Genomic DNA, 25,004 nt, shown 5'->3' with positions numbered 1-25,004 from the left:
CCGTCATGTCTGATTACATCCACTACGCGGTCGTTGGCGCGTTCGCGCTCCTCGCGGTGCTGTCGGCGCTCACCTGGACGCTGATCGTCGCGAAGGCGCTGCTGTACGTGCGCGTCGCGATCGGCAACCGCCGCTTCGCCACTGGCCGAAGCGATCGCACGGCATTGGCGATACCGGCCGACGACGATACGGCCGCGAGCCCGAACGCGCGCGTGCAGCGCGCCATGTGCATGGCATTGCGCGATCTTGAAGCGGCCGAACCGGATGCACCGGCCACGCTCGTCGCGTGGGATCGCCGCGACATGCTCGAACGCACGCTCGCGCGCGAGATCCGGCGCGAGCAGCGGCCGCTCGAGCGCGGGCTCACCGTGCTCGCGTCGATCGCGAACGTCGCGCCGTTCGTCGGGCTGTTCGGCACCGTATTCGGCATCGTCCACACGTTGCAATCGATGGCGGCGTCGGCCACGAACGGCATCGACGCGATCGCGGGGCCGATCGGCCAGGCGCTGGTCGCGACCGGGGTCGGTATCGGCGTCGCGATTCCGGCAGTCGTTGCGTACAACCTGTTCCTGCACCGGCTCAGGGCCGTGACGGCCGGGCTCGACGAGTTCGGGCAGGACCTGATCGCGCTTGCCGAACGGCGTCAGTTCCGGGCCGACGCGCCGGTGCATGCCGCGATACCGGAAGCCGGAAACGCGGGCGGCGCGCGCCGGGCGGCCGTATGAAGTCCGATTACCGCGAAGCCGAGGCGGGCGAACCGCTCGGCGAGATCAACGTGACGCCACTCGTCGACGTCGTCCTCGTGTTGCTGGTGATTTTCATGGTCGCCGCGCCGCTGATGACGCATGCGATCCGCGTCGACCTGCCGAAGGCGGCCGCGGCGGCGCGTGACCCGCGTGCCGCGGTCGTCACCGTGACTGTCGACGCGCACGGTGCGATCTACATCGATGGCCGGCCGACCGCCTCGGCCGAGGTCGAATCCGTGCTGGCGCAACGCGTCGCGCACGACCCGCGGACGAGTGTCAGCCTGCACGCCGACCGCAACGAATCGTTCGGCGCCGTCGCTGCCGTCATCGCGTCGATCGGGCGCGCGCACGTCGCGCATGTCGCGATCGCGACGGCGGACGGGGAAGCCGGCGCGGCACGATAAACCGGCCGGCCGAAGCGGCGATCGAGGTCGATGCATCGTGGCGGACAACGACACGAATACATAAAGAAAAGGAAAGAGGAGACATGGAGATGAAGGAACCCGATGTGGCGAAGCGTCGCCGCGTCGCCCGCCGCGCAGGCGTCACGCTGTGCTTCGGCGGGATGGTCGGCGGCTGGCTTGCGCCTGCGTCGGCGCAGGTCGCGCCGGCCGCGACCGTCGATGCGCCGACGCTCGCGCCGGTCGTCGTCGTCGGCACGACGCCGCTGCTCGGCATCGGCACGCCGCTGTCGCGCGTGCCGGCCAACGTCCAGACGATGCGTGGCGAGGACGTCGCGCATCAGCACGGCAGCGTATTGACCGACTACTTCGAGAAGAACGTATCGAGCGTCGACATCAGCGAAGCCCAGGGCAACCCGTACCAGACCGACGTGAACTACCGCGGCTTCACGGCGTCGCCGGTCGTCGGCACGCCGCAGGGCCTGTCGGTATTCGTCGACGGCGTGCGTGTGAACGAACCGTTCGGCGATGTCGTGAACTGGGATCTCATTCCGCAAGCGGCGATCGACACGATGCAGCTGATCCCGGGCTCGAACCCGACCTACGGACTCAATACGCTCGGCGGCGCGCTCGCGATCACGACGAAGAACGGCAAGACGAGCCCCGGCGGCGCCGCGCAGGTGTCGGCCGGTTCGTGGGGGCGCAAGACCGCGCAGATCGAGCAGGGCGGGCGCATCGGCAGCAACCTCGACTACTACGTGACCGGCAACGTCACGAACGACAACGGCTGGGCCGACCACAACGCGAGCCGCGTGCGGCAGGGGTTCGGCAAGCTGCGCTACACGGATGCCGATACCACGCTGTCGGTCTCGGCCGGCGGTGCGGACAACTCGCTGCAGGGCTCGCAGACCATTCCGCGTTCGTTTCTCGACAATCGCGCGCAAGCCTATACGTATCCCGACCTGAATCGCAACAGTGCCGCATACGTCACCGTGTCGGGCGACCATTCGTTCAACGACCACGTGCAGCTCAGCGGCAACGTCTATTACCGGCACTACCGCAACACCAATATCAGCAGCAACGTGAACAACGAATTCGGCAGCGTGGACGACAGCGGCGCCATCGACACCGTGCAGGCAACCAACAACCGCTCGGTGATCACGACCGACAGCTACGGCGCGAACCTGCAACTGACGCTGCTCGGCAAGCTGGCCGGGATGGACAACCAGTTCGTCGTCGGCGCGTCCGCCGACCTCGCGAACTCGGGTTTCGAACAGTCGTCGCAGGATGCCGCGTTCACGGACACGCGCGCGACGGTCGGCATCGGCGACTTCACGCAGACGACGCGTGCGAAGACGCGCAACGCGAACTACGGGGTCTACTTCGACGATACGCTGGCGCTCACGCGACAATGGTCGCTGACGCTGGCCGGACGCTACAACTGGTCGCGGGCGGCCATCGAGGACGTGAGCGGCCTGCAGCCGCTGCTGACCGCGCGTCATACGTTCTCGCGGTTCAACCCGGCCGTCGGCGTCACGTGGAATCCGGTCCCGGGCTTCACCGCGTATGCGACCTACAACGAAGGGATGCGCTCGCCGACCGCGATCGAGCTCGCGTGCGCCGATCCGGCCGCGCCGTGCTCGTTGCCGAACGACTTTCTCGCCGACCCCGCGCTTAAGCCGGTGATTGCGAAGACGATCGAACTAGGCGCGCGCGGCCGGGTCGGCCAGGCGACGACGTGGAGCGCGGCGGTCTACGACACGACGCTCGACGACGACATCCAGTTCATCAGCAGCAACGGCGGCGCGAGCACGCTCGGTTATTTCCAGAACGTCGGCAAGACGCGCCGGCAAGGCTTCGAACTCGCCGGACACACGCGGCTCGGGCCGGTCGGCATCGGCGTCAGCTACAGCTACGTCGACGCCAGCTACCGGTCGACATGGACCGAAAGCAGCGCGAGCAATTCGAGCGCCGATGCGCACGGCAACATCGTCGTCCGCTCGGGCGACCGCATCCCGGGGATTCCGTCCAGCACCGTGAAGCTGCGGCTCGACTATGCGGCGACGCCGAAGTGGAACATCGGCACCAACCTCACATATCGCAGCGGCGTGTTCGCGCGCGGCGACGAGAACAACCAGGACGCGAACGGCAAGGTGCCCGGCTATTTCCTGATCGACCTCGACACGACCTGGCAAGTCACGAAGCACCTGCAGCTGTTCGCGACGGTCACCAACCTGCTCGACAAGCGCTACGCGAGCTTCGGGATGCTCGGCCAGAGCTTCTTCAATGGCCCGAATCATTCCTTCGACGGACTCAATCCGGTCAACGAGCAGTTCGTCGGGCCGGGCGCGCCGCGCGGCGCGTGGGTCGGCGCGCGCTATGCGTGGGATTGAGCGTGCGGCGTCGCGTCTGTCGCGACGCTCAGCATCTCGCGCACCGCATGAGCGACGCCGCGCGCCAGCGCATCGTCGCTCGCGAGATGCCCGGCCGGCACGCGCTCGACGACGGCGGCCGGCACCGCACGCGCGAGACGATCGACGTTGTCGACCGGGCACACGCGATCACGCGTGCCGTGCACGGCATGCAACGGCGCGCCGGCTTGCGCGGCCTGTCGCGCCAGCGCGAGCAGGCGGCGCTCGCCGAGCCAGCACCGGTGTTGCAGGTAATGGGCCTGGATCCGGTATTTGTCGATCAACCGGTCGACGGTTCGCTGCGTCGGGCGCGTCGTGCGGGCCGGCCGGCCCGTCAGGATCGCGTCTTCATACGCGCTCCACGCGAGCGCGATCGCGCGTTGCCGTGCGGCGCCGGCGCCCGGTTGCAGACGCCGCGCGCAGCATGCGATCAGCCGATCGGCGCGTGGGGTGCCGGCGGCGGCCGTCAGGCGCTGCCATTCCCGTGGCGCCTGCGCGCGCGCGCCGATGAACAGGCCGCGCACTTCGCGCGACGACGTGAGAAACAGGCCGCGCAGCACGACACCGGTAACGCGTGACGGATGCTGTCCCGCGTAGGCCAGTGCGAGGGCCGCGCCCCACGATCCGCCGACGACGCCCCAGCGCTCGATCCCGAGCTGCACGCGCAGCGCGTCGAGGTCGCCGATCAGCCGCATCGTGTTGTTGTGACGCAGGCCGCCGCGCGGCGTCGACGCGCCCGCGCCGCGCTGGTCGACCAGCACGACGCGCATGCGCGTCAGGTCGAACAGGCGCAGCACCGCGGGCCGGCTGCCGCTGCCGGGGCCGCCGTGCAGCACGACGACCGGATCACCGAGCGGATTGCCGGCTTCGCTCCACGCGATCGTGCACCCGTCGCGGGACAGGCCGCGGCGCGCGGGCCGAGCGGTGGAGATGCGGAATCGGTCTGAGGGTTGCGTCATGTCGGCAGCGAGTAGAGGGAACGGCGGCGCGCGTCCGGGAACGACCGCGTGGTGTGAGGCGGCCGCCTTCCGACATGATGAAGCCAGAATCGCGCCAGTGATGAAAGATCGGGATTCGCCCGGGTGGCGGCGCAGGACCGATTTTCGTCGGCGCGTGCGTCGAGCCTCCCGCATTACCCCGCGCGAAATACGTGGGGTCCTGTTGCTTGCATTTGCCTTTCTATCTGCGAGAAGCGGCGACCCGCCGCACCCGGTTCGCGCATGGGCCCTTTCGTGGCCCGATGTTTGCTTGCATCTGTGACATAGAGTCCGGCAACTGACCGGAGGGATCCCCGGAGGAGACAATGCGCGATGACGTTCATCCGACGGCCAACGCACGGGCTACGCATGCGCCCGGCTGGCCGGCGCCGACGATCCAGAAGTCCCATGAGCGGTCCGAGACGTTCGGCCTGCAGGCGTCGGCACGTCCCGACTACGACCTGCTGTCCGGCACCGCGCTGGCGCTCAAGCGCGAGCAGAACCGCGTGCTGTGCGTGCATGCGATGCCCGTGATGGAGACGCTGCACGAACAGATCGTCAATACGCAGAGCATGATCGTGCTGACCGATGCGGAAGGGCTGATCCTGCATTCGATCGGCGACGACGACTTCCTGCGGCGTGCGGAACGGGTCGCGCTGCGCCCGGGCGCGAACTGGGCGGAGAGCCGGCAGGGCACCAACGCGATCGGCACTGCGCTCGCGGAGCTGTGCCCGATGGTCGTGCACGGCGACCAGCATTTCCTGGCCGCGAATCATTTCCTGACCTGCTCGAGCGTGCCGATTCTCGATCCGTACGGCGACGCGATCGGCGTGCTCGACGTGACGGGCGACCACCGCAGCTATCACCAGCACACGATGGCGCTCGCGAAGATGTCGGTGCAGATGATCGAGAACCACCTGTTCACGACGACTTTCCAGGAGACGCTGCAGGTGTCGTTCCATGGCCGCCCCGAATTCCTCGGGACGTTGATGGAGGGCATCGTCGCGTTCACCGCGGACGGCCGTTTCCTGTCGGCCAACCGCAGCGCGCAGTTCCAGCTCGGGATGCCGCTCGCCGCGCTGCGCGCGCATACGCTCGCGTCGCTGTTCGACGTGACGAGTGCGCAGCTGATCGACCGGATGCGCGCGAGCACCGAGCCGCACGTGTCGCTGAATCTCGGCAACGGCGCGGTAGTCTGCGCGCGCGTCCAGTTCCGGCGCGCGTCGCGGGCCGAGGGCAGCCGCCCCGCCGAAGTGCACGACGGCGCCGCGCCGGTCGCGCGGCCGCCGGCCGGGCAGGGCGCGGCGAGCCTGTCGCGGCTCAGCTACCTCGACACCGGCGACCCACAGGTGGCGGCGGTGATCGCGAAGGTCCGCAAGGTGATCGGCAAGGACATTCCGGTGCTGATCACCGGCGAGACCGGGACCGGCAAGGAGCTGCTCGCGCAGGCGATCCACAACGACTCGCCGCGCCGCGACGGCCCGTTCGTCGCGGTCAACTGCGCGTCGATACCGGAGACGCTGATCGAATCCGAGCTGTTCGGCTACGAGGAGGGCGCGTTTACCGGCGCCCGGCGCAAGGGCGCGACCGGCAAGCTGCTGCAGGCCAACGGCGGCACGCTGTTTCTCGACGAAATCGGCGACATGCCGTATCCGCTGCAGGTGCGGCTGCTGCGCGTGCTGCAGGAGCGCATCGTCAACCCGCTCGGCTCGACGAAGGCGATCGGCGTCGACATCGCTATCATCTGCGCGACGCACCGTGACCTGCGCGACATGATTGCGCAGAACCGCTTTCGCGAGGATCTGTATTACCGGCTCAACGGTCTCGTCGTGCGCCTGCCGCCGCTGCGCGACCGCACGGACCTCGCGGTGGTCGTGCAGAAGATGCTGCAGCGGGAGACGCTGTCGGGCCCCGGCCGCCGGCCGTTGAGCGTCGCGCCCGACGTGATGGCGCTGTTCGAGCGCTGCGCGTGGCCGGGCAACTTCCGGCAGCTCGCGAACCTGCTGCGCACCGCGGCCGCGATGGTCGAGGACGACTGCGAGATCCGCTGCGAGCATTTGCCGGACGATTTCTTCGACGATGTGCGGCGCGACGGTGCACCGACGGCGCAGAGCAGTTGTGCGGCGCCGGCGCCGCTTGCCGCGGAAGCTGCCGCGTTCGCCCCCGCACCGGCGTCCTGCGACGCGCGGCTGCAGGACGTGGCGGCGTCCGCGATCGCGGCCGCGCTCGCGCGTCATGGCGGCAACGTGTCGGCGGCCGCGCGCGCCCTCGGCGTGTCGCGTAACACGATCTACCGCAAGATGCCGGCCGCCGGGCCGGACCCGCACCAGTCCGACGAACCCTGACGGCCGCCGTGACTGTCACCCGGGTGTGTCAGGTTGCAACACCCGGTGTTCAAGGATTCAACACCTGCCACGCCGCGTGAACATGCCGCGCACCGTCACCTGACGGTCGATGAAATGTTTTCGTATGGCAATTGAAAGAATTCCGCTGTCGTGACCTCGCGACGGCCGTCGCGCGCCCACGCACGCCGTTGCAGGACACCCGTCGCGTCCCGGCACGCTCCTTGCTGAACTGGTATCGGCCGCTCGATCGATGCGGTTGTTTCGACTCACCAACTCACAAGGAGACACATCATGCAGTGGACCACCCCGGCCTATACCGACCTGCGTTTCGGCTTCGAAATCACGATGTACATCGCCAACCGCTGATCGACGCGCGCAGTGCCGCCTGCGTCGACGGACACGACGCGGGCGGCACCGGGAGCACATGCAGATGAAGATCAAGATACTCGGCTCGGGCGCCGGCGGCGGATTGCCGCAATGGAACTGCAACTGCGGCAACTGCCGTCGCGCGCGGGCCGGCACCGACGGCATCGCGCCGCGCACGCAATCGTCGATCGCGGTCAGCGGCGACGGCATCGACTGGGTGCTGGTGAATGCGTCGCCGGACATTCTCGCGCAACTGCGCGCCGCCCCCGACCTGCAGCCGTCCCGCGCGATCCGCGACAGCGCGATCGTCGCCGTCGTGCTGTGCGACGCGCAGATCGATCACGTGACGGGCCTGCTGATGCTGCGCGAGCGCACGTCGCCGCTGCCGCTGTACGCGAGCGCACCGGTGCTCGACGACCTGTCGACCGGGCTGCCGCTCGTGCCGCTGCTCGGCCACTACTGCGGTGTCGACGTTCACCCGGTCGCGCCGGGCGAACCGTTCGCGATACCGGGCGCCGGCGGCCTTCGCTTCACCGCCGTAGCGGTCGACAGCAAGCCGCCGCCTTATTCGCCGCGTCGGACGGCGAGCGTGCCGGGCGACAATATCGCACTCCTGATCGAAGATTCGGCGACCGGCCGGCAGGCGTTCTACGCACCGGGGCTCGCCGACGTCGACGACGGCGTGCGCGCCGCGATGCGCGACGCCGATCTCGTGCTGGTGGACGGCACGTTCTGGACCGGCACGGAGATGATCGACCTCGGCCTGTCGTCGAAGCACGCGGCCGACATGGGGCATCTCGCGCAGTGCGGCGACGCGGCGCGGCCGGGCATGATCGACCGGCTTCAACTGTTGCCGGCGCGCACGCGCAAGGTCCTCACGCACATCAACAACACGAATCCGATTCTCGACCCCGGTTCCGCGCAGCGCGCTCAGTTGCGCGAGCACGGGATCGAGGTCGCTCACGACGGCATGCAATTCGAGGTTTGACCATGAACGCACCGATTTCCGCCGCGGCGCTGCACGCGACGCCCTGGAGTGCGCAGGAGTTCGAGGCGCGCCTGCGCGCGCTCGAAGCGCGCTACCACATCCATCATCCGTTCAACCGGCGCCTGAACGCCGGCGCGTGCTCGCCGGCCCAGATCCGCGGCTGGGTCGCGAACCGCTTCTACTACCAGGTCAGCATTCCGCTGAAGGACGCGGCGATCCTGTCCAATTGCCCGGACCGCGACACGCGCCGGCTGTGGATCGAACGAATTCTCGACCACGACGGTCATGGCGGCCAGGAAGGCGGGATCGAGGCCTGGGCGCGGCTCGGCGAGGCGGTCGGCATCGATCGCGCGGAGCTGTGGTCGCTCGAACACGTGCTGCCGGGCGTGCGCTTCGCCGTCGACGCGTACGTCAATTTCGCGCGGCGTGCGCCGTGGCAGGAAGCCGTGTGCTCGTCGCTGACCGAGATGTTCGCGCCGCAGATCCATCTCGACCGGCTCGCGGGCTGGCCGTCCCACTATCCGTGGATCGAGGCGGACGGGCTGCAGTATTTCCGCAGCCGCGTGCCGCTCGCGCAGCGCGATGTCGAGCACGGGCTGGCCGTGACACTGAGCCATTTCACGACCCCGGACGCGCAACGGCGCGCGCTCGACATCCTGTCGTTCAAGCTGGATGTGCTGTGGTCGATTCTCGATGCGATTGAAAAGGCCTATCCAGCATGAACTCCACCGACGCCATCAGCGGCGTGCCGCTGCGCCCCTCGCTGAGGGGCATGTACCGCCTGCAGTGGGAGGCGGCCCAGGATGCCTACGTGCTCCTGTATCCGGAAGGCATGGTCCGGCTCAACCCGAGTGCGGGCGAGATCCTCGCGCGCTGCGACGGCACACGCGAGCTCGACGACATCATCGACGAACTCGAGCGGCTGTTCAGCACGTCGGACCTCGCGTCGGACGTCTACCGCTTCCTCGATCATGCGCGACTGCGCGGCTGGCTCGACTGACATGGACATGACACCCGTTCCGCCCCGTCCGTCCGCGCCGCTGTGGCTGCTGGCCGAGCTCACGTACCGCTGTCCGCTGCATTGCGCGTTCTGCTACAACCCGGTCGACTTCGCGACGCACGGCGCCGAGCTCGATACCGACGCGTGGCGCACGGTGATCAGCGACGCGCGCGCGCTCGGCGCGGCGCAGATCGGTTTTTCCGGTGGCGAGCCGCTGCAGCGCGGCGATCTGGAAGTGCTGGTCCAGCATGCACGGTCGCTGGGCTTCTATACGAACCTGATCACGTCGGGCGTGGGGTTGAATGCCGCGCGCATCGACCGGCTCAAGGCGGCCGGGCTCGACCATATCCAACTGTCGTTGCAGGATTCGACGCGCGAGCTGAACGACTTCCTGACCAGCACGCGCACCTTCGATCTCAAGCGCGGCGTCGGGCGGCTGATCAAGTCGCACGGCTATCCGATGGTGCTGAACTGCGTGCTGCATCGCTACAACCTGCCGCATGTCGGCCAGATCATCGAGATGGCGCTTGATCTCGGCGCGGACTTTCTCGAGCTCGCCAATACGCAGTACTACGGATGGGCGATGCTGAATCGCGACCAACTGATGCCGACCGCCGAACAGCTGCGCGAAGCCGAGGAAACGGTCAACCGCTACCGGAAGCTCGTCGGCGAGCGGTGCAAGATCCTGTTCGTCGTGCCGGACTACTTCGAGCAGCGTCCGAAGGCCTGCATGAACGGCTGGGGCTCGGTGTTCCTCGGCGTCGCACCGGACGGCACCGCGCTGCCGTGCCATGCCGCGCGCTCGCTGCCCGGCCTCGTGCTGCCGAACGTGCGCGACCGTTCGCTGAAGGACATCTGGTACTACAGCGATGCGTTCAACGCGTTTCGCGGCGATGGCTGGATGCGCGAACCATGCCGCACGTGCGACGAGCGGCATGAGGATCATGGCGGCTGCCGGTGTCAGGCGTACCTGCTGGCCGGCGATCCCGCGGAGGCCGATCCGGTCTGCGCGAAGTCCGCGCATCACGGCCGGGTCGAACAGGCCGTGCAGTTCGCGCGACGGGCAGGGCGGGAGGATGAGCAGCCGTTGGTGTTTCGCAGCGTGGCCAATTCGATGACGCGCTGACGTTTCGTATAGCGGCATCGGACGACTCGCGTCGCTTTCCGGGCCGATTTGCCAGGTGGCGTGCGGCCTGCTCGAGCAACGCCACGAACGCAGCTTCATCCGGGCGCAGCCCGCTCGGCTTGCGCGCGACCGCGAGCGTTGCGAGCATCCCGGCCTCGAACGTTTGGAGCACCACCGGATCGCTGTAGCAGCGCTCGCACACGGCCGGCGTGTTGCGCAAGATGTCGGTGACGGTCCGCATCAGCGCCTCGGCGAGTCGCTCGATCGCCTGCAGATCCAGCGCGTCCAGACGCTCCCGCATTGCCTGCACGAACGCGCGTGCCTCGGCTTGAAGCCGTTTTCCAATTGGAAGATCGCGGCCGGGCAATGGCCAGGATTTTCCACGCCTTTGAGCCCCCAACGGCTGCCGACAGATTGCTGGCTCTGGTATTGCCGAGCGCCCAAAGATTCTTGCCGCCATCGGTGTTATTCACGTGCGCGCGCGGCGTAGCGATCGTGCCGAACTGTGTCACGCTCGTCCGTGCATGGACCGAGCCGGCCGTCGCGACCGACGCAATCGTCAGGATCGAAAGAATTGTGTGATTCGTCGGTTCTACTTTTGTAAGCATCTCTGAATTCAAATGAACCGAAGTAGATCGCATCGGACATCTTTGCGCAAAGCTATAAGTTCGAATTTTCTTAAAGGTGGTAAACGATGTTGTTTGATTTTTCAGGTCGAATAGTATTGGTGGTGTTTTTGAATGAAATTGAGTGAATTGAGAGGGTGACCGTCTATTGTTTTATAAATGAAAGGAAGCGGGCGTATGTGGGAGTAGTCCATCGGTGGATTGATTGAATCGGACTTCTTACATTTGATGTGAGGTGTTGAAGTTGATTGCTGACGTATTGGGATTGACCCAGCGCACAGTCGGTTCGGGTTTGCTACACGGGCGTGTTGCCCGTTTCGTGCATTGGCTCTTGTGGAGGCATGCTTGCGAGGTTGGAGAAATTTTTCGACGGGGCGGAGTGGTGTTGATAAAAAAGCATTGTGTAAGGGATGTGTAGCCGATTCGAAGGTCGGCATCGGCTTGCGATGATGGTGTCTCATCGATCGATTAGTGGCATAGTGTCGGCCGAATTGGTTGCCGTTTGTTGCGATGATGTTGTCTATAAGGAGGTGAATTTTTAATCTGAGTTTTATGTCTTAAACAAATCGGATGCGGATGTCGAAGAATGAATGCTCAATCGGTCGAAAATAAGAAAATATGCCGAACAGATAATCGCTGATCGGCGCACAAGTTGATCGGGAATGATTTAGTCGCATGCTCCAATCACGTTCAGCGATGGCTTGCGACACGAACGATCATTGCGGTTGAGATCGCGTTACCGGGATTCGATTCATCGAGTGCGGTCATTCGATGAGCTGCGCGATGTATCGCGCATCAATGTACACGCCGTGCAGCTGATCCCAGAGATAGTTCGTTTTACTTATTGAATGAGGCGGTCGCCTCAACGGAACTTGTACCTGGCTGATCCTGCGTGTTCTTATCCGGTGCGCGAGACATCAGCTTTGACCGCGGCCGAGATGTTCGATTCATGTGTCGTCGTACGCGAGGCCGCACGCCGTTCCGGGCACCGCGGCTTCATCATCGACCGCGTGATGGGTGCATGCAGGCCCGTAGGCGAACAGGGTATGTCGCGCACAAGCATCTCGCGAGCGGGACGCGGTCCCGTTTCAGGATGGCAATGCGCTTCGTATGGTCGAGGGCGCTGCTAATACCACAATTGAGGTGTGGTTTATTCAAATGTGCCAAAAAACGTCGATTTCGATGTTACGGTATGTTACGATTCGGTGCCTGTGTCAATCGATCTGACCAAATGGTCGGTCAATGGAAACATTATCGTAAATCATGCATAGGAATTACAGCTAATTCACGCAAACGTTAAACTGCGTTCCATCTAGTGATCTTCTATGCCGTGCATATATGATGCGGCTTGCAGGCGATTATTCGGCCGAGCACACTCCAGTGTGCGTCTGTTGTCCGGACCCTCAATATGATTATCGGGGTCTCCCGGCGCGACGAACGCTGCCATTCCTGGCTGTACTTGAATCCAGTCGGTTTTGTGAAGAATGGAATACACGTTCTTGTTCGGGTGGCAGGCACGCATATATTGATTGATCGGCGCCTTCCGCCCTATATTGCAAAATATTTTCAGCAATTGATCCAGATCAAGTTCGGTTGACCTTGTGTCGCCGCGCTCCTCCCCCTTTTTTGATTATCAACAAATAATTAGTACCACATCGCTGCCTTGATGGATTCCGTCAACAGTGAGGCGAGATCGGACACTGACGGTACGGCCACAGATTTAGCCGCATATGATGCGCTGCAGAAAATGTAAAAAACTGTTAAGGGCCGAGATGATGCAAACAGTGCCGAATGTAACGATAACGGGGTTGAGAGTGAGTGGTGATCGGGGAAGAAGCATCGGTCGGCGGCGGGATAGTGTAATCATCCTGCTGCTCGACGGATTTTCCATTATGCAGATGGGCAGGCTGGCCGCCGTATTTGAACTTGCGAATCAACTCGAGCGTGTCAACACCGCGTTTGCTGACCGTTACGAATTACGGCTTTACTCCAGTCATGGTGGCGCTGTTCGTTCGTCGTCGGGCGTACAGATCTGGACGGACGCGCCTCGTCCGCTCGATGCGAGCAGTGTGCAGGCTATGTTCGTGCTCGGCGGCCAGGGTCGGGCAAGCGGCCTCGACGATCAGTTCATCGGCTGGCTGCAGCATGTCCATCAGCGTGCGCGCGTGGTCAAGGGCAATAGCGGCGGCGCCGAAATGCTGACGGGGATTCGCCTGAACCAGAAAGGTCCGGAGGCCGTGCCACACGCAATGCAAGCGACGCTCGCTGCCTGTAGTACCGGCGATTCGGAGCCATCTGGCGATGACGACGAAGGCATGTTCGCCGCCGCGTTGTCGATTGTCGTGCGCGATGCGGGCTACGAAATCGCGCAAGAGATCGTCGCATGCATGATGCCCGGGGCGAACAGAAAATTCGCGAGTGTCCTGTTTGGGGTGCAGGAGGCACGAGCCAGCGAACTGATTCGCGCGGCCGCCCATCAACTCAGGGTCAATAGCGCGAATCGCATCTCGATCGCAAATGCAGCTCAGGCTGCCGCGATGAGCGAGCGGAATTTCCTGCGGCGCTTCAGGAACGAAATTGGCGTGACGCCAACCGAGTTCGTGCTGCGGGTGCGGCTCGAAAAGGCGTGCTCCATGCTGGTCGAGACGGATTTGCCAGCGGACAAGGTCGCGCGGCGCGTCGGACTTGGTAGCGGGGACCGACTGGCAAAGCTTTTTCGCCAGCATCTGTCGATGTCGCCGACGGAGTATCGAGCGGCCGCTCGCGACAAAATGTTCGCGCCGGTGGACGGCTCGGATTGGCAGAACGGTACGACGTCTCGATGAAATGTCCGCCGGCATGATGCCCGGCGTTGTGCTGCCGATTTGTATCCGGGCGCGGCGCATGCTCGATTTCGGACGAATCGTTTGATCGACGATGATCGCGTCGGCGGTCGCCCATCGGTATGCGGTGTGCTGGGCATCCGGCAGCGACACGAGGTCGAACTTGCCACGGCGCTCGCGTCCCATCACGACATCATGCGTCGAGATGCCGGGCTCGCTGCCGAGCTTGTCTTCATAGATGCGGTCATAGATGCCGATAAGTTCGATATCGGCCTGTTCCAGACTGCTGCATCCGAGTTTGTCGTGCGCGATACGATTGACTCGGTGGCCGAGCAGGTGGGCGCCATCGCCATTCGAGATGATCAGGTCAATCGCAACGCGCGGGGGTGCATCGACGGCGCGCAAGAACGTGTCCGGCGGAACCATGCGGATCGTCTCCTGGAAGTCTGTCGAAGTGCACGGGCATCGTGCCGCGCTCGAATGCAACTCAGCCACCGGCAAGACGTGCGGGCTTTGTCGATGCACGACCGGTGGATGTCCGTCTGCATGTATTTCATCATGGCGGGCCGCGATGACGCTCGTCGGCCAAAACATCGAAGCAATCCGCCAATTGCCCCAGAGAGCCTGAATTTACGGCGCAATGCATCCCGAGAAGCGCATGCGCGTGCATCGATACAATTTCATTCGGCCATGATCGTGGTCGAAGCCGCCATCTCATTTCGAAACAGTAGATTCGACGTTAGTCTTTGGTCTGGCCTTTCGAGGAGACACTTTCACCCCGGATTTCTCCTCGGAATTTTGCCTGCGCGCGGTCGTCTCGCGCGCAGGCCTTTTTATTCCTCACGGGTCGAACGGCACGTGCGGTGAGTGTCTTTCGCCGTCGTTCGAATCGTGGACCAGCAAGACGATACGTGTCGTACTGAATCGCGAGTTAAGAAGCAGTACGAACAGTATCGAAATCTACATGCTTTCAGAATGGGAAGCCAGGCTGATTGCCGCGGATCCGTCGTGCGTCTGGCTTCATAACCTGAGGTCGCAGCGTTCCTTCCTTCCGGGTAGCGTCCGGCGACACGCGTTACTGGTAGCAAACACACGGTAACCGATTGGCGGAATCGACGGAGTGATTGTCATGTCCGACATGCTGCATTGCAATGTACGCTAGCGGCATCGAATCGAGCACATCCTGATGCGCGAGACCTTGCCGACAACGGAGCATGGCCGATATGAACGTCGCTCTTCTGATCTTCTCGAGGATCTGTTTCATGTGGGTTCTCGTCTATCTCATCTTCAGCGCTGCGTCGGGTATGTGGGCCGGCGCGCGACATGGGCAGGCTCTACTGCTGCTCGAATTTCGGTCGCGTCGAGCCCGGGGCTCGCGTGAGGTGGCGCGAGCACGAATCTTGAAAAAAATGGCGCTGTCAGCCATGTTCGCGCTACCGGCAGCTGTCGCGTCTCTCATTGCAAGCGCGGTGATGTCGTAGGCGACACGCTTCGCGTGTGCACCGCCATGCGGCTGGTGCGAGTATCAACCGTCCGTAGCTCGAAAAACACAAGAAACTGAACGCACGGATTGCTGCATCGCGTCGTCGGCGAGCACCGGTATGGCGGATCCTGGCTAGTCGGCTTGGTGCGGTGCTCATGGCCGAATATGGCGCATCGACGCAGGAAATTCATGACCGGCCCTGATCGCGTTGCGCCGCTGCGTTGTCGGTGCTCCCGACGCCGAATCGGCTAGTTCAAGGGTGATCCCGCCGATGCAGGATCATGTCGCATCACATCGCACGACACCGTGATCCATGCACGCAGGCGGCGCGCACCTTGCCGAGCGACTAACCACTAGCGGCGCACACCACGACGCTGCGATCGCAGAATCGCCATCGTCGCATACCCCTCGCCTGTGTTGCGATTGCGGCTGTTTCTGCAGGTTCATCGTCATCCATTCCGCTGCGACGAGGTAGTCAGAAACCGCCAACATTTGGCCGATCAGGGAAATCCCGCAGACTAATCCGACGACTGTTTGTTCGAATCGGCCAGCGTTTAAACGCCATTCGGCGCCGTCGGTATGATGCGTCGCAACGGAGCAAAACATCGATCCAGAACGGAAGAAGTTTGTTGGACTGAATGTCCGAGAGCACGCTATGACGCACACGAGTGTCGATCATTCGGGAGATGAGGCGGCAGTAGATGTTGGAGGAAAGCGGTCACGCAAGAATCGGGATATCGGCTTTGTCGTCTTCGAGGGATTCTCGTTGTTTGCGGCGGGCGCAGTGTTCGAGGTGTTCGAGGTAGCCAATGAAATCTATGCGCCGCGCGCGACCGGGAATCCTCTGTACGACATTCGCTTCTATTCGTCGAAAGGTGGAAACATCGTCTGGTCGTCGGCCATCAGCGTGCGGACATTTGCATGCGATTCAGGATCGGCACACGCATTCGACGCGCTCTTCGTTGCAGGCGGAGAAGGTGCGCGGCGCGCGGCGCGCGACGCTCGGGTGATTGACTGGTTGCGGATCGTGCTGCCGAAGGCAGGCATGGTCGAGACGATCGGCGAAGGCAGGATGTTGATCGATGCCGTGCGAATGGATTCGACCGCGATCGACGCGATGGATGCCGTGCACGTCGGTTGCAGTGGCTACGAGCCGGCAAGAGCAGCTTTGGCGCTCATCGAACGTGACCTGGGCGGCGATGCGGTGCGTGGAATTGCGGCACGACTCGCGCTGAACGACGCATTCGAAACGGCCGCGCAGCATGGTGGCGTGCGCAATGGCGCGCCTGTCGACCGGGTCCGTTCCGCGGCGAGCTGGTTGCGGAAGAACTGTGGAAGAGCCATATCCGTCAGCGATGCGGTGCGTGTTGCTGCAATGAGCGAGCGGAACTTCCTGCGGCATTTCAAGCAGGAAATCGGAATGACGCCATCCGAATTTCTGCTGCAGGTCCGCCTGGAGCGCACGGTGCAGCTATTGATGGAAACCGACTTGCCGATCGGCACGATCGCGCGGCAATGCGGATGGGGGAATGGGGATCGCCTGGCCAAGATTTTCCGGCGACACCTCGACGTGACGCCCTCGGAATACCGGTTCCGCGCACGCTCGAACGAGACGGAACGAGGGGTGTAGGAAAGGCTGGATGAGCTTCGGCGGAAGAACGGGTTTAATTTTGGTTCGAAATTATCCAGAAAGAGAATAGGACTCCAGAATGTATCGCGAAATACGCAGAAATAATGTGCGGCGAAACGGGACCGATCCGAAAGAACTAGGGTCGTCGTCGGAGCCAACGATGCGGTGATGGATTCGGACGCGGTTGCGTCGAGAACGGGAATGGGTTTGGGATCCGCATCCACGCGCAGCTGTCGCCGGAACTCGAGATCATTGAAGTGAAATTGGAATCGTATCTCAGCGAAAACGACATCGTTCGCCTCGACAACACCTCCGGGTGTCGCTGAATGACCAGTGATTTGCATGACTCGGATTGAGACGGAGGATTGAAAAATGCTCGGACTACAAGGGTTGCTGGCACGTCTTCTCGATGTCGTGCTGATAGTCGTGGGTTCGCTCGTGGCTTCGAAGTTTCGTTTTCTAACGGCGGCCGACAATCATTTCGGCAGTGCCGTCGTGATGTTTGCCATTGCGTCTTCACTCGTGCTGTTTCCGACGTTCGGCGTGTACGAATCGTGGCGCGGCCGTTCGATGTTGAGGTTGATCGGGAAGGTCTCGCTCGCATGGCTCGTCGTGCAGGCGTGCGGGATCATTCTGATGTTTTCTCTGCATCGAGCGGACGCCATCTCGCGGCTGTGGTTCGTCTACTGGACCGCGATCACGGGTGGCGCGCTGATTGTGTTACGTGTCGTCACGCATACGGCGCTGCGGGGTGTGCGCCATGCCGGTCTCAATCTGCGTAGTGTCGCGGTGGTCGGCTACGGGCAGCACTGCCATCACGTGGCACGGAAACTGGATGACTCCCTGGCCAGCGGATTCCGAGCAACCGCGATTTTAGATTTGCGTCCTGTTGTGGACGCGTTGCATGCGCGCGTTCTGACGTTTAGCGATTTCGACAAATTTGCCAAGCACGTGCGCGACAGCGGCGTGCAGGAGATCTGGCTCGCATTGCCGCTGTCAGAAGAGGCGACGATGCTGCGCTTTGTTAATGAGTTCGTCGACGAACTTGTGAATATCCGCTTCATCCCGGATGTGCGCAGCGTCGCGTTGTTCGACGGCGCGATGATCGATCTGGTCGGCGTGCCGGCGATCAACCTCGTCGCATCCCCGCTGCCGCGCCACGCGGTGCTCCAGAAGGAAATCTTCGATCGTCTGTTCGCCGCGATCGCGCTGCTATTACTGATGCCGCTGATGGTGATGATCGGGATCGCAGTCAAGCTGTCGTCGCCCGGGCCCGTCTTTTTCAGGCAGTTCCGCAAGGGCGCTGACGGACGCGAATTCAAGATCTTCAAGTTCCGGTCAATGCGTGTGCATGTCGAAGCGACCGGTGTGGTGACGCAGGCTACGAAGACTGATTCCCGCATTACGCGTGTCGGGCGCTTTCTCAGGCGGACGAGCCTCGATGAGTTGCCGCAATTCCTGAATGTGCTGCGTGGCGAGATGTCGGTCGTCGGGCCGCGGCCGCACGCGATTGAGCACGATGAGCTCTATCGGAAGATTGTGGATGGATACATCCATCGCTATCGGATCAAACCGGGAATCACTGGTTGGGCGCAAATCAACGGATATCGTGGAGAAACGGACCTAATCGAGAAAATGCAGGGACGTGTCGATCACGACCTCTATTACCTGAACAATTGGTCTCTTGGTTTAGACATCCAGATTGTCTTTAAAACGATCGTGCACGGATTCATGAGCAAGCACGCCTACTGATAGAAAGCGCGGAATGGATGCAATGCCAACGGTCTAGAGTTCAGGAATGTTGATTAAGTCTTCTGCAACAAATTGAGGTGGTGGAATTGAGACTAAGTTCGGTTGTCCGAGCAGCATCGGATGTTCAATGCCGTTTCGTCCGCTGGACGTCGAAAGTTGTGCTTTGCATGGCGCTTTCGGCTTGCGGGGTCGCTCCTGGTATGAAGATGAACGGAACGCCTACGCTCCCGGTTGCGGGGGATGCGCCGTCAGCGCCGTCCAGTCAGATCGAGGTGCCGATTTCCAACATTGATCTAACTCTTATTCATAAACTGCGGGAAGCAGACGCTGCTGAAGATGCGGAGCGGAGTCGGTCACTGTTGGCAAAGTCGACTCCGTATCGTCTCGGGATAGGCGATGTTCTTCAGATCACTGTCTGGGATCATCCGGAACTCGCGGCGGCGCTTGGAACGTCGCCACAGAATGTTACTCGTACAGCTGATCCTACACAGGGTTTTGTCGTTGACGGTAATGGCAACGTCCAGTTTCCGTACATTGGCGACACACAGGCTGTCGGTCGGACAGTCGATGAGTTGCGCGGCGTGTTGCGTGCCAAGCTGTCGATGGTGTTCATCAATCCGCAATTGACCGTACGCGTAGCGTCATATCGCGCGAAGCAGATGTATGTCGACGGTGAAGTGCATGCACCCGGCGTTCAGCAGATCAATGATGTGCCAATGACGCTCTACGAGGCGATCAGCCGTGCCGGTGGATTTACCGCGGCTGCCGACCAGAGCCGCATGACGCTTGTCCGGGATGGCGTGACGTATCCGCTCGACCTTTCGTCGACACTGTCGAGAGGCGAAAACCCTTCGGAAATTCTTTTGAAATCAGGCGATGTCTTGCGCGTAGCACCACGAGACGAAAACGGCGTGTACGTGCTCGGCGAAGTCAACAAGCCAGTGACGGCCATACCGTTCCAGAACGGGAAGCTATCGATCAGCGACGCTATTTCGCAGGCAGGCAGCATCAATTCGTCGACTGCGGATGCTGCTCAAATCTATGTTATTCGTAAAACGAAAAGTAGCGTGCCGCGGGTCTTCCACCTCGATGCGAGATCGCCGGTATCGATGGTGCTCGCGAACCAGTTCGAACTGCGGCCGAAGGATATCGTCTATGTCGATGGCAATAGCCTGGTCAGATTCAGCCGTGTGCTGAGCCTGTTACTTCCTGCGGTGAATGCTGGGTTGACCGCTGCCATCGTCACCAAATGACGCGGGTAAATTCGAGCGTGCGCGTGCGACATGGATAGGCGGAGTGCCGGGATGATTCGAAATATCTTGGTTGTGTGTATCGGCAACGTGTGCCGAAGTCCGATTGCAGAGGGATTGCTCCGCGAAAGGCTGCTGGACATTTCCGTGACTTCGGCCGGCATCTCGGCATTAGTCGGGGAGCCGGCGGACATTTCGGCGATCGCTGTGGCGGCAGAGGCTGGTACGGATATCTCGGCGCATCGCGCTCAACAACTAACCGCGGTAATGACAAGTCGAGCCGATCTGATTCTCGTTATGGACGATAGGCAAAAGAGGGAGGTAATCGAACGATATCCATCGACGTTCGGAAAGATCTTTCGGCTTTGCGAACAGGATCGGATCGACGTCCCGGATCCATACAGACGGCCGATCTCCGAATTTCGATACTCGCTGGCGTTGATCCAGAAAGGTGTGGAAGCCTGGGTGCCACGAATCAAAGCGTTGCGATAGACAATGAAAAATGAACAGGCCGTGATAATGAATAGATCCTCAAGCCGGGTTGTAGATACGGATTTCGACGACGAATCGGAGTTGGTCCGCTATCTCGACCTCGTTCTGTCCAATCGGTGGCTGGTCGTGAGTGTGGCAGCTATTGTGCTAGCCATCGGAACAGCATATGCGTTTCTGGCAAGCCCGATATATGAATCCAACATCCTGATTCAGGTCGAGGAAAGTCCGGGGAGTGCGGCGAGTCTGCTTGGTGACATCTCGTCGCTTTTCGACGTCAAAACCGAAGCTGCTGCGGAAATTGAAATTCTCGGTTCTCGGATGGTCGTCGACAACGCTGTCGAAAACCTCCGTTTGTATATCGACGCGAAACCCTCGTACTTTCCGCTTATCGGAGCAACAATCGCATCTCGCGCGGACAGACTGCCGACCCCGGGTCTGTTCGGCATCGGAGGATTCTGTTGGGGCACGGAATCGATCGACGTTGACACTTTCGATGTGCCATCGAAATTCCTGGAGCGCACGTTCAAGCTGACGGTGCTGCCGAACGGCCGCTACCGAGTGGATCAATCGGATCTGGATCATCCGATCGAAGGAGAGATCGGGAAACGCGTCGAATCTAATCAAAGTGCTGGCTCGTTCGTGGTGAAGATTGCGGGAATCCAAGGCGTGCCGGGCGCGGCTTTCAAGATCGTCAGGTACTCCAAACTGAAGACGCTCGAGAAGTTGCAGAAGGATCTGACCATCGAGGAAGTCGGAAAACAGAGCAACGTGATCAGCGCGTCCTTACAAGGCAAGGACCCCGATGACGTTGCGAATATTCTCAATACGATCGGGTCCGCTTACGTCGCCCAGAACATCAAGCGAAAATCGGCCGAGGCGGAGAAATCGCTTGCCTTTCTGGAGGGTGTCGTCCCGAAAATAAAGCGCGATCTCGAGCTGTCTGAGACCCGTTATAACGCGATGCGTAATCGGCGAGGAACGTTCAACCTCGGCATTGAAGCTCAGGCGTACTTGCAGGACAGCGTGACATCTCAGGCAGCGCTTCTCGATCTGCAGCAAAAGCGCGCAGAAGCGGCTACGAGGTTCGCAGATGGTCATCCGGCAGTGCAGGCGCTCGATCGACAAATAGCGAACATGAAGGCGAAGGTTGGCGAGCTGTCGAGCCGGATGCAGACATTCCCGAATGTTGAACAGGACGAGTTGCGGCTGATGCGCGACGTACAGGTCAATAATGATCTTTACATCGGCATGCTGAACAACGTTCAGCAGCTCAAGCTCGTAGCGGCGGGGAAAGTAGGCAACGTACGGGAGGTCGATAACGCTCGCGTGCCGGAAGAGCCAGTGAAGCCGCGTAAGCCAATGGTAGTCGTGCTGTCCGCAATCATGGGGCTAATGCTCGGGGTTATCGCCGCTGTTGCACGCGAGGCGCTGTATGGTGGTGTGATGAACTCGGAAGACATCGAGCGCAATACGGGGTTGAGCGTCTACGGAACGATTCCTTTCTCGCAGTCACAGCGCGAACTGAGCTCTAGCGATGAGAAACACCGGATGCTGCTTGCGGACGAGAGTCCGCATGAGCCGTCGATCGAATCTCTCAGGAGCTTCCGGACAGCACTCGGATTTGCAACGCTCGACGCTGAGAATAATCGTCTGCTGTTGACGGGGCCAAGCCCGGGCGTCGGAAAATCGTTCATCGCCTCGAACCTCGCGGCTGTCATCGCGTCTGGCGGTCGCCGCGTGCTGCTTGTCGACGCCGACATGCGTCGCGGACATCTGCACGAGTACATGGGCGTCAAACGTGAGGGCGGGCTTTCGGACTTGCTTTCAGGCCAGAAGACCTTGCCTGAGGTGATTCACAGGAATGTCTCTGATGGGCTGGATTTCATCAGTACGGGAGCCATCCCGCCGCAGGCGTCTGAACTATTGCTGAGCGAGCGCACAATTCGTTTGTTCGATGAAATGAGCGCGAGTTATGACCTGGTCATTCTCGATACGCCGCCAGTGCTTGCGGTGTCTGACACCAGCATCATCGCACCGCATTGTGCGACTACGTTCTTGGTTGCCCGGTTCAAGCAGACGACCATCAGCGAATTGACCGAGGCGGCGAAGATGCTAGACAGAATTTCGGCTCGCTTGAGGGGCGTCGTCTTCAATGGTGTCGATGCCCGCGCGTTTGGATATCGATCGAAATACGGTGCGTATCGATACGTACAGTACGACTACGCATCTAATGCGAAGGATTTGCGTCGTTGACGGAGTTTATAGAGATTCCGTCAAAGGCGCCATCAGCACGGTCTCTCGACCATACCGTCGGGCAGGACGCTACTGCGCCGATGCCATATGAGAATCGTCATCTAATTAATTGTTTTAATTGGATTGACGAAGTGAATATATCGATAGCATGTCGTGGTGATCCGTGAAGATAGTTCATGTCGTGGAAACCTGGGTTGGTGGAATAGCCAGCTATGTGAGCGCGTTGATGCGCGAGCAAATATTGCTGGGTAATGAAGTGATCTTGCTATGCGACCAGGAGAATATCGCCAGTCCTGAAGATATTCTTGGTCTCAGGTTGATCAATTATCGATCCAGCCGAAATCCAATTCGCATCATGAAGATCGCGTCCGGTATCAGGAACGTGTTGCGGACGCTGGATGCGGACGTCATTCATTGCCATAGCACGTTTCCGGGCCTCTATGTGCGATTGCACCGATATGAGCGTGCCAAGGTGATCTATACGCCGCACGCATGGGCGTTTTTGAAGAAGGACGTTTCGCTTGTACGGAAGTTCGTCTATGGAACGATTGAGCGTCGTCTGGCGAATCGATGTACGCGAATTCTTTGCATGTCATTCGACGAATTGCGGGCGGCTCGCCGCTACGGGTTGCCGATGTCGAAGATCGATTTTATCTACACGGGCATCGCTGCTGATTACCAGCCTCCTGTTCCAGCAGGCTCGTTACCGTCTCCCAGCGACTCGAAGATACGTGTCGGTTATTTCGGACGACTGGATTATCAAAAAGGATTCGACATCGTGCTGGATGCGATACCGGACCTGAAGCCGAACCTCGAGATTCATGTCTATGGAATGGCTGTTCGTGGCGGTGTTGCACCATCGGGGGGAGGCGAATCGAAGATCACATATCACGGCTGGCTCGATCCGGCATCTACGAAGTCTGCGATGCGGGAGATGGACGTCGTGATTGTTCCGTCGCGCTGGGAGGGATTGGCGCTCGTTCCGATCGAAGCCATGCGGGCGGGGAAGGTGATCGTAGTGTCGGGTGAGAGTTCACTGCCAGAACAGGTGATCCACGGCTACAACGGAATCATTTTGAGAGATCTGAGCGGACGATGTCTCGCTGAAAACCTGAACCGGTTGACCGAGGAGGAATGTCGACGGATGGGCGGAAACGCGCGTCACGTGTTCGAGCAGACGTTCCGAATCGATCGCTTTCTCAAATCGCTGATGCAAACCTATGAAAACACCTGACGTCTACCTGCTTCACGCCTATAGCTCGAGAAACAGCGGAGATGGGTTGCTCGTCAAACTGAGCCTGAAGGCAATCCGCGACGCCGGAATCGTCGGGATCGTGACGGTTGTTTGCCTCGATCCGAGGTCGTTTCGAGACTATCTCGACGATGCAGCGATCAGGATCTGGTCATGGAAGCACTTCTTGATCGACTCCGTCCAACGGGCTGGAACATCACGCGCGACGATATTTTTCGGTGTCGGTGGCGGTTACCTGCGCGCTTCCTACGGCAGTGAGGGTTGGAAATCGCTTCTGGCGCACGGGAGTCAGCTGTTGTGTACCGCGTTGTACCGCCGATCCATCTCCATCTATCTGCCGCAAAGTGTCGGTCCTTTTGAATCCCTCGCGGGCAAGCTACTGGCGCGGCTGGTTCGGCGAAACGTCGACCTCATATTCCTGCGTGACGACAAAAGCCCGGCCGAACTCGGCCATCCGAACAGCGAACGTATCGGCGATCTTGTCGTACTAGAGATCGGTGAATCTAAGCGAAGTATGGACGCAGCCCCGGAGCAATTCGGCGGCAACCGTCCCATCTGCTTTGTATTCCGAGATCTGAAGGGAAAAGATTACCGGGGAAAGTATCTCGCAAACATTCGGCGGCTTGTCGAACTGCTTCCCGATGCGAAATTCGCATTACAGAGTAGCGGAAGGGGAAATGGCGATGACGTCTTCTATCGCGAACAGTTCGGCATTGGTGAGGCGACCCAGTTGAAGGACGCCATCGAGCATCTTCGTCCGCTTGTGATCTCGGTGAGACTGCACGGTAGTCTCGAAAGCATTCTTGCGGGTGTGCCCAGTGTCCACATCGCATACGAGCGCAAGGGCAAGTCGGCGTTCGCGGACCTTGGCTTGTCCCGATTTGTCTTTCACGCGAGCGATTTCGATCCAGACAGGGTTGCTGCATTGGCCCGGCAGCTCGCAGAAACGGATACCGAGTACTGGCGCCATATGGAACAAGCCGACGTAGGCCGATACAAGGAAATGACCGGAAGGATTCGCCGTGAAGTCGAGAAATTCAATCACGTTCATTATGGACGGTAATTTCGCCCGCGTAGGGACGGA

Annotated in this window: 20 protein-coding genes and 1 pseudogene; 19 read left to right on the top strand and 2 right to left on the bottom strand. The window is 61.1% G+C overall.

Going from position 1 to position 25,004, the window contains the following annotated elements; translation table 11 throughout:
* The first annotated feature begins 5 nt into the window (after positions 1–5).
* The 3 genes from PI86_RS12035 (at position 6) to PI86_RS12025 (ending at position 3,540) form a co-directional block, all read left to right on the top strand.
* Positions 6–725, top strand: coding sequence for a MotA/TolQ/ExbB proton channel family protein (locus tag PI86_RS12035; protein ID WP_039322430.1), 720 nt, complete (start codon positions 6–8; stop codon positions 723–725).
* Positions 722–1,150, top strand: coding sequence for an ExbD/TolR family protein (locus PI86_RS12030; protein ID WP_039322427.1), 429 nt, complete (start codon positions 722–724; stop codon positions 1,148–1,150). Before PI86_RS12035 ends, PI86_RS12030 begins: the two co-directional genes overlap by 4 nt.
* Before the next feature lie 89 nt (positions 1,151–1,239).
* Positions 1,240–3,540 (top strand): TonB-dependent receptor, encoded by a 2,301-nt coding sequence (locus tag PI86_RS12025; RefSeq protein ID WP_039322473.1) that lies wholly within the window; start codon positions 1,240–1,242, stop codon positions 3,538–3,540.
* Here PI86_RS12025 and PI86_RS12020 read toward each other — a convergent pair.
* On the bottom strand, positions 3,525–4,517 hold the full coding sequence (locus PI86_RS12020) for an alpha/beta fold hydrolase (RefSeq protein ID WP_039322423.1): 993 nt from the start codon (positions 4,515–4,517) through the stop codon (positions 3,525–3,527). The two genes, PI86_RS12025 and PI86_RS12020, sit on opposite strands and share 16 nt — an antisense overlap.
* 344 nt (positions 4,518–4,861) lie before the next feature.
* Here PI86_RS12020 and PI86_RS12015 point away from each other — a divergent pair, with 344 nt between their 5' ends.
* The 6 genes from PI86_RS12015 (at position 4,862) to pqqE (ending at position 10,360) form a co-directional block, all read left to right on the top strand.
* Entirely contained in the window at positions 4,862–6,880 is a 2,019-nt protein-coding gene (locus PI86_RS12015) for a sigma-54-dependent Fis family transcriptional regulator (protein WP_039322421.1), read from the top strand.
* A 291-nt stretch (positions 6,881–7,171) separates the two neighbouring features.
* Entirely contained in the window at positions 7,172–7,246 is a 75-nt protein-coding gene (gene pqqA, locus PI86_RS16525; protein WP_006410019.1) for a pyrroloquinoline quinone precursor peptide PqqA, read from the top strand.
* A gap of 64 nt (positions 7,247–7,310) precedes the next feature.
* Complete coding sequence (pqqB, locus tag PI86_RS12010) at positions 7,311–8,234, top strand: pyrroloquinoline quinone biosynthesis protein PqqB (RefSeq protein WP_039322470.1); 924 nt, start codon at positions 7,311–7,313, stop codon at positions 8,232–8,234.
* 2 nt (positions 8,235–8,236) lie between these two features.
* The gene (gene pqqC / locus PI86_RS12005; RefSeq protein WP_039322418.1) at positions 8,237–8,956 is read left to right on the top strand and encodes a pyrroloquinoline-quinone synthase PqqC; all 720 of its coding nucleotides are present in this window, start codon (positions 8,237–8,239) and stop codon (positions 8,954–8,956) included.
* A complete protein-coding gene (gene pqqD / locus PI86_RS12000) occupies positions 8,953–9,234 on the top strand; it encodes a pyrroloquinoline quinone biosynthesis peptide chaperone PqqD (RefSeq protein ID WP_039322415.1) in 282 nt (93 codons plus the stop codon). Before pqqC ends, pqqD begins: the two co-directional genes overlap by 4 nt.
* 7 nt (positions 9,235–9,241) lie before the next feature.
* Entirely contained in the window at positions 9,242–10,360 is a 1,119-nt protein-coding gene (gene pqqE, locus PI86_RS11995; protein WP_039322467.1) for a pyrroloquinoline quinone biosynthesis protein PqqE, read from the top strand.
* Between the two features lie 43 nt (positions 10,361–10,403).
* Here pqqE and PI86_RS17740 read toward each other — a convergent pair.
* Positions 10,404–10,601 (bottom strand): annotated as a pseudogene (locus PI86_RS17740) (DNA topoisomerase IB); the annotation flags it as partial.
* Positions 10,602–12,758: 2,157 nt separating this feature from the next.
* Between PI86_RS17740 and PI86_RS11985 the strand changes: the two are divergent.
* From PI86_RS11985 to PI86_RS11945, 10 genes are all read left to right on the top strand, one after another.
* Complete coding sequence (locus PI86_RS11985) at positions 12,759–13,811, top strand: helix-turn-helix domain-containing protein (RefSeq protein WP_052319437.1); 1,053 nt, start codon at positions 12,759–12,761, stop codon at positions 13,809–13,811.
* Positions 13,812–13,892: 81 nt separating this feature from the next.
* Positions 13,893–14,675, top strand: coding sequence for a hypothetical protein (locus PI86_RS17350; protein ID WP_161792367.1), 783 nt, complete (start codon positions 13,893–13,895; stop codon positions 14,673–14,675).
* Positions 14,676–15,022: 347 nt separating this feature from the next.
* Positions 15,023–15,289 carry a hypothetical protein gene (locus tag PI86_RS11980; RefSeq protein ID WP_039322408.1) on the top strand — a complete coding sequence of 89 codons (267 nt, stop codon included), beginning with the start codon at positions 15,023–15,025 and terminating at the stop codon, positions 15,287–15,289.
* Between the two features lie 657 nt (positions 15,290–15,946).
* Positions 15,947–16,921: a GlxA family transcriptional regulator gene (locus PI86_RS11975; protein ID WP_039322405.1), complete on the top strand. Its 975-nt coding sequence runs from the start codon at positions 15,947–15,949 to the stop codon at positions 16,919–16,921.
* 372 nt (positions 16,922–17,293) lie between these two features.
* Positions 17,294–18,673: an undecaprenyl-phosphate glucose phosphotransferase gene (locus tag PI86_RS11970; RefSeq protein ID WP_039322402.1), complete on the top strand. Its 1,380-nt coding sequence runs from the start codon at positions 17,294–17,296 to the stop codon at positions 18,671–18,673.
* 167 nt (positions 18,674–18,840) lie between these two features.
* The gene (locus PI86_RS11965) at positions 18,841–19,926 is read left to right on the top strand and encodes a polysaccharide biosynthesis/export family protein (RefSeq protein ID WP_152608102.1); all 1,086 of its coding nucleotides are present in this window, start codon (positions 18,841–18,843) and stop codon (positions 19,924–19,926) included.
* Between the two features lie 51 nt (positions 19,927–19,977).
* Positions 19,978–20,415: a low molecular weight protein-tyrosine-phosphatase gene (locus tag PI86_RS11960; RefSeq protein WP_039322399.1), complete on the top strand. Its 438-nt coding sequence runs from the start codon at positions 19,978–19,980 to the stop codon at positions 20,413–20,415.
* A 27-nt stretch (positions 20,416–20,442) separates the two neighbouring features.
* Positions 20,443–22,668, top strand: coding sequence for a polysaccharide biosynthesis tyrosine autokinase (locus PI86_RS11955; RefSeq protein ID WP_039322458.1), 2,226 nt, complete (start codon positions 20,443–20,445; stop codon positions 22,666–22,668).
* Positions 22,669–22,849: 181 nt separating this feature from the next.
* On the top strand, positions 22,850–23,902 hold the full coding sequence (locus tag PI86_RS11950; protein ID WP_235362747.1) for a glycosyltransferase family 4 protein: 1,053 nt from the start codon (positions 22,850–22,852) through the stop codon (positions 23,900–23,902).
* Positions 23,889–24,983: a polysaccharide pyruvyl transferase family protein gene (locus PI86_RS11945; protein ID WP_039322396.1), complete on the top strand. Its 1,095-nt coding sequence runs from the start codon at positions 23,889–23,891 to the stop codon at positions 24,981–24,983. The genes PI86_RS11950 and PI86_RS11945 overlap by 14 nt, the downstream gene beginning before the upstream one ends.
* The last annotated feature ends 21 nt before the right edge of the window (positions 24,984–25,004 follow it).

The sequence above is a fragment of the Burkholderia sp. A9 genome, from assembly GCF_000801975.1.
This window is presented reverse-complemented; position numbering and strand designations above follow the sequence as displayed.

Bases quoted from the DNA above. Each gene is read 5' to 3' on its own strand.
- PI86_RS12035 (WP_039322430.1), top strand. From the start codon at position 6: ATGTCTGATTACATCCACTACGCGGTCGTTGGCGCGTTCGCGCTCCTC.
- PI86_RS12030 (WP_039322427.1), top strand. From the start codon at position 722: ATGAAGTCCGATTACCGCGAAGCCGAGGCGGGCGAACCGCTCGGCGAG.
- PI86_RS12025 (WP_039322473.1), top strand. From the start codon at position 1,240: ATGAAGGAACCCGATGTGGCGAAGCGTCGCCGCGTCGCCCGCCGCGCA.
- PI86_RS12020 (WP_039322423.1), bottom strand. From the start codon at position 4,517: ATGACGCAACCCTCAGACCGATTCCGCATCTCCACCGCTCGGCCCGCG.
- PI86_RS12015 (WP_039322421.1), top strand. From the start codon at position 4,862: ATGCGCGATGACGTTCATCCGACGGCCAACGCACGGGCTACGCATGCG.
- pqqB (WP_039322470.1), top strand. From the start codon at position 7,311: ATGAAGATCAAGATACTCGGCTCGGGCGCCGGCGGCGGATTGCCGCAA.
- pqqC (WP_039322418.1), top strand. From the start codon at position 8,237: ATGAACGCACCGATTTCCGCCGCGGCGCTGCACGCGACGCCCTGGAGT.
- pqqD (WP_039322415.1), top strand. From the start codon at position 8,953: ATGAACTCCACCGACGCCATCAGCGGCGTGCCGCTGCGCCCCTCGCTG.
- pqqE (WP_039322467.1), top strand. From the start codon at position 9,242: ATGACACCCGTTCCGCCCCGTCCGTCCGCGCCGCTGTGGCTGCTGGCC.
- PI86_RS11985 (WP_052319437.1), top strand. From the start codon at position 12,759: ATGATGCAAACAGTGCCGAATGTAACGATAACGGGGTTGAGAGTGAGT.
- PI86_RS11980 (WP_039322408.1), top strand. From the start codon at position 15,023: ATGGCCGATATGAACGTCGCTCTTCTGATCTTCTCGAGGATCTGTTTC.
- PI86_RS11975 (WP_039322405.1), top strand. From the start codon at position 15,947: ATGACGCACACGAGTGTCGATCATTCGGGAGATGAGGCGGCAGTAGAT.
- PI86_RS11970 (WP_039322402.1), top strand. From the start codon at position 17,294: ATGCTCGGACTACAAGGGTTGCTGGCACGTCTTCTCGATGTCGTGCTG.
- PI86_RS11965 (WP_152608102.1), top strand. From the start codon at position 18,841: ATGGCGCTTTCGGCTTGCGGGGTCGCTCCTGGTATGAAGATGAACGGA.
- PI86_RS11960 (WP_039322399.1), top strand. From the start codon at position 19,978: ATGATTCGAAATATCTTGGTTGTGTGTATCGGCAACGTGTGCCGAAGT.
- PI86_RS11955 (WP_039322458.1), top strand. From the start codon at position 20,443: ATGAATAGATCCTCAAGCCGGGTTGTAGATACGGATTTCGACGACGAA.
- PI86_RS11945 (WP_039322396.1), top strand. From the start codon at position 23,889: ATGAAAACACCTGACGTCTACCTGCTTCACGCCTATAGCTCGAGAAAC.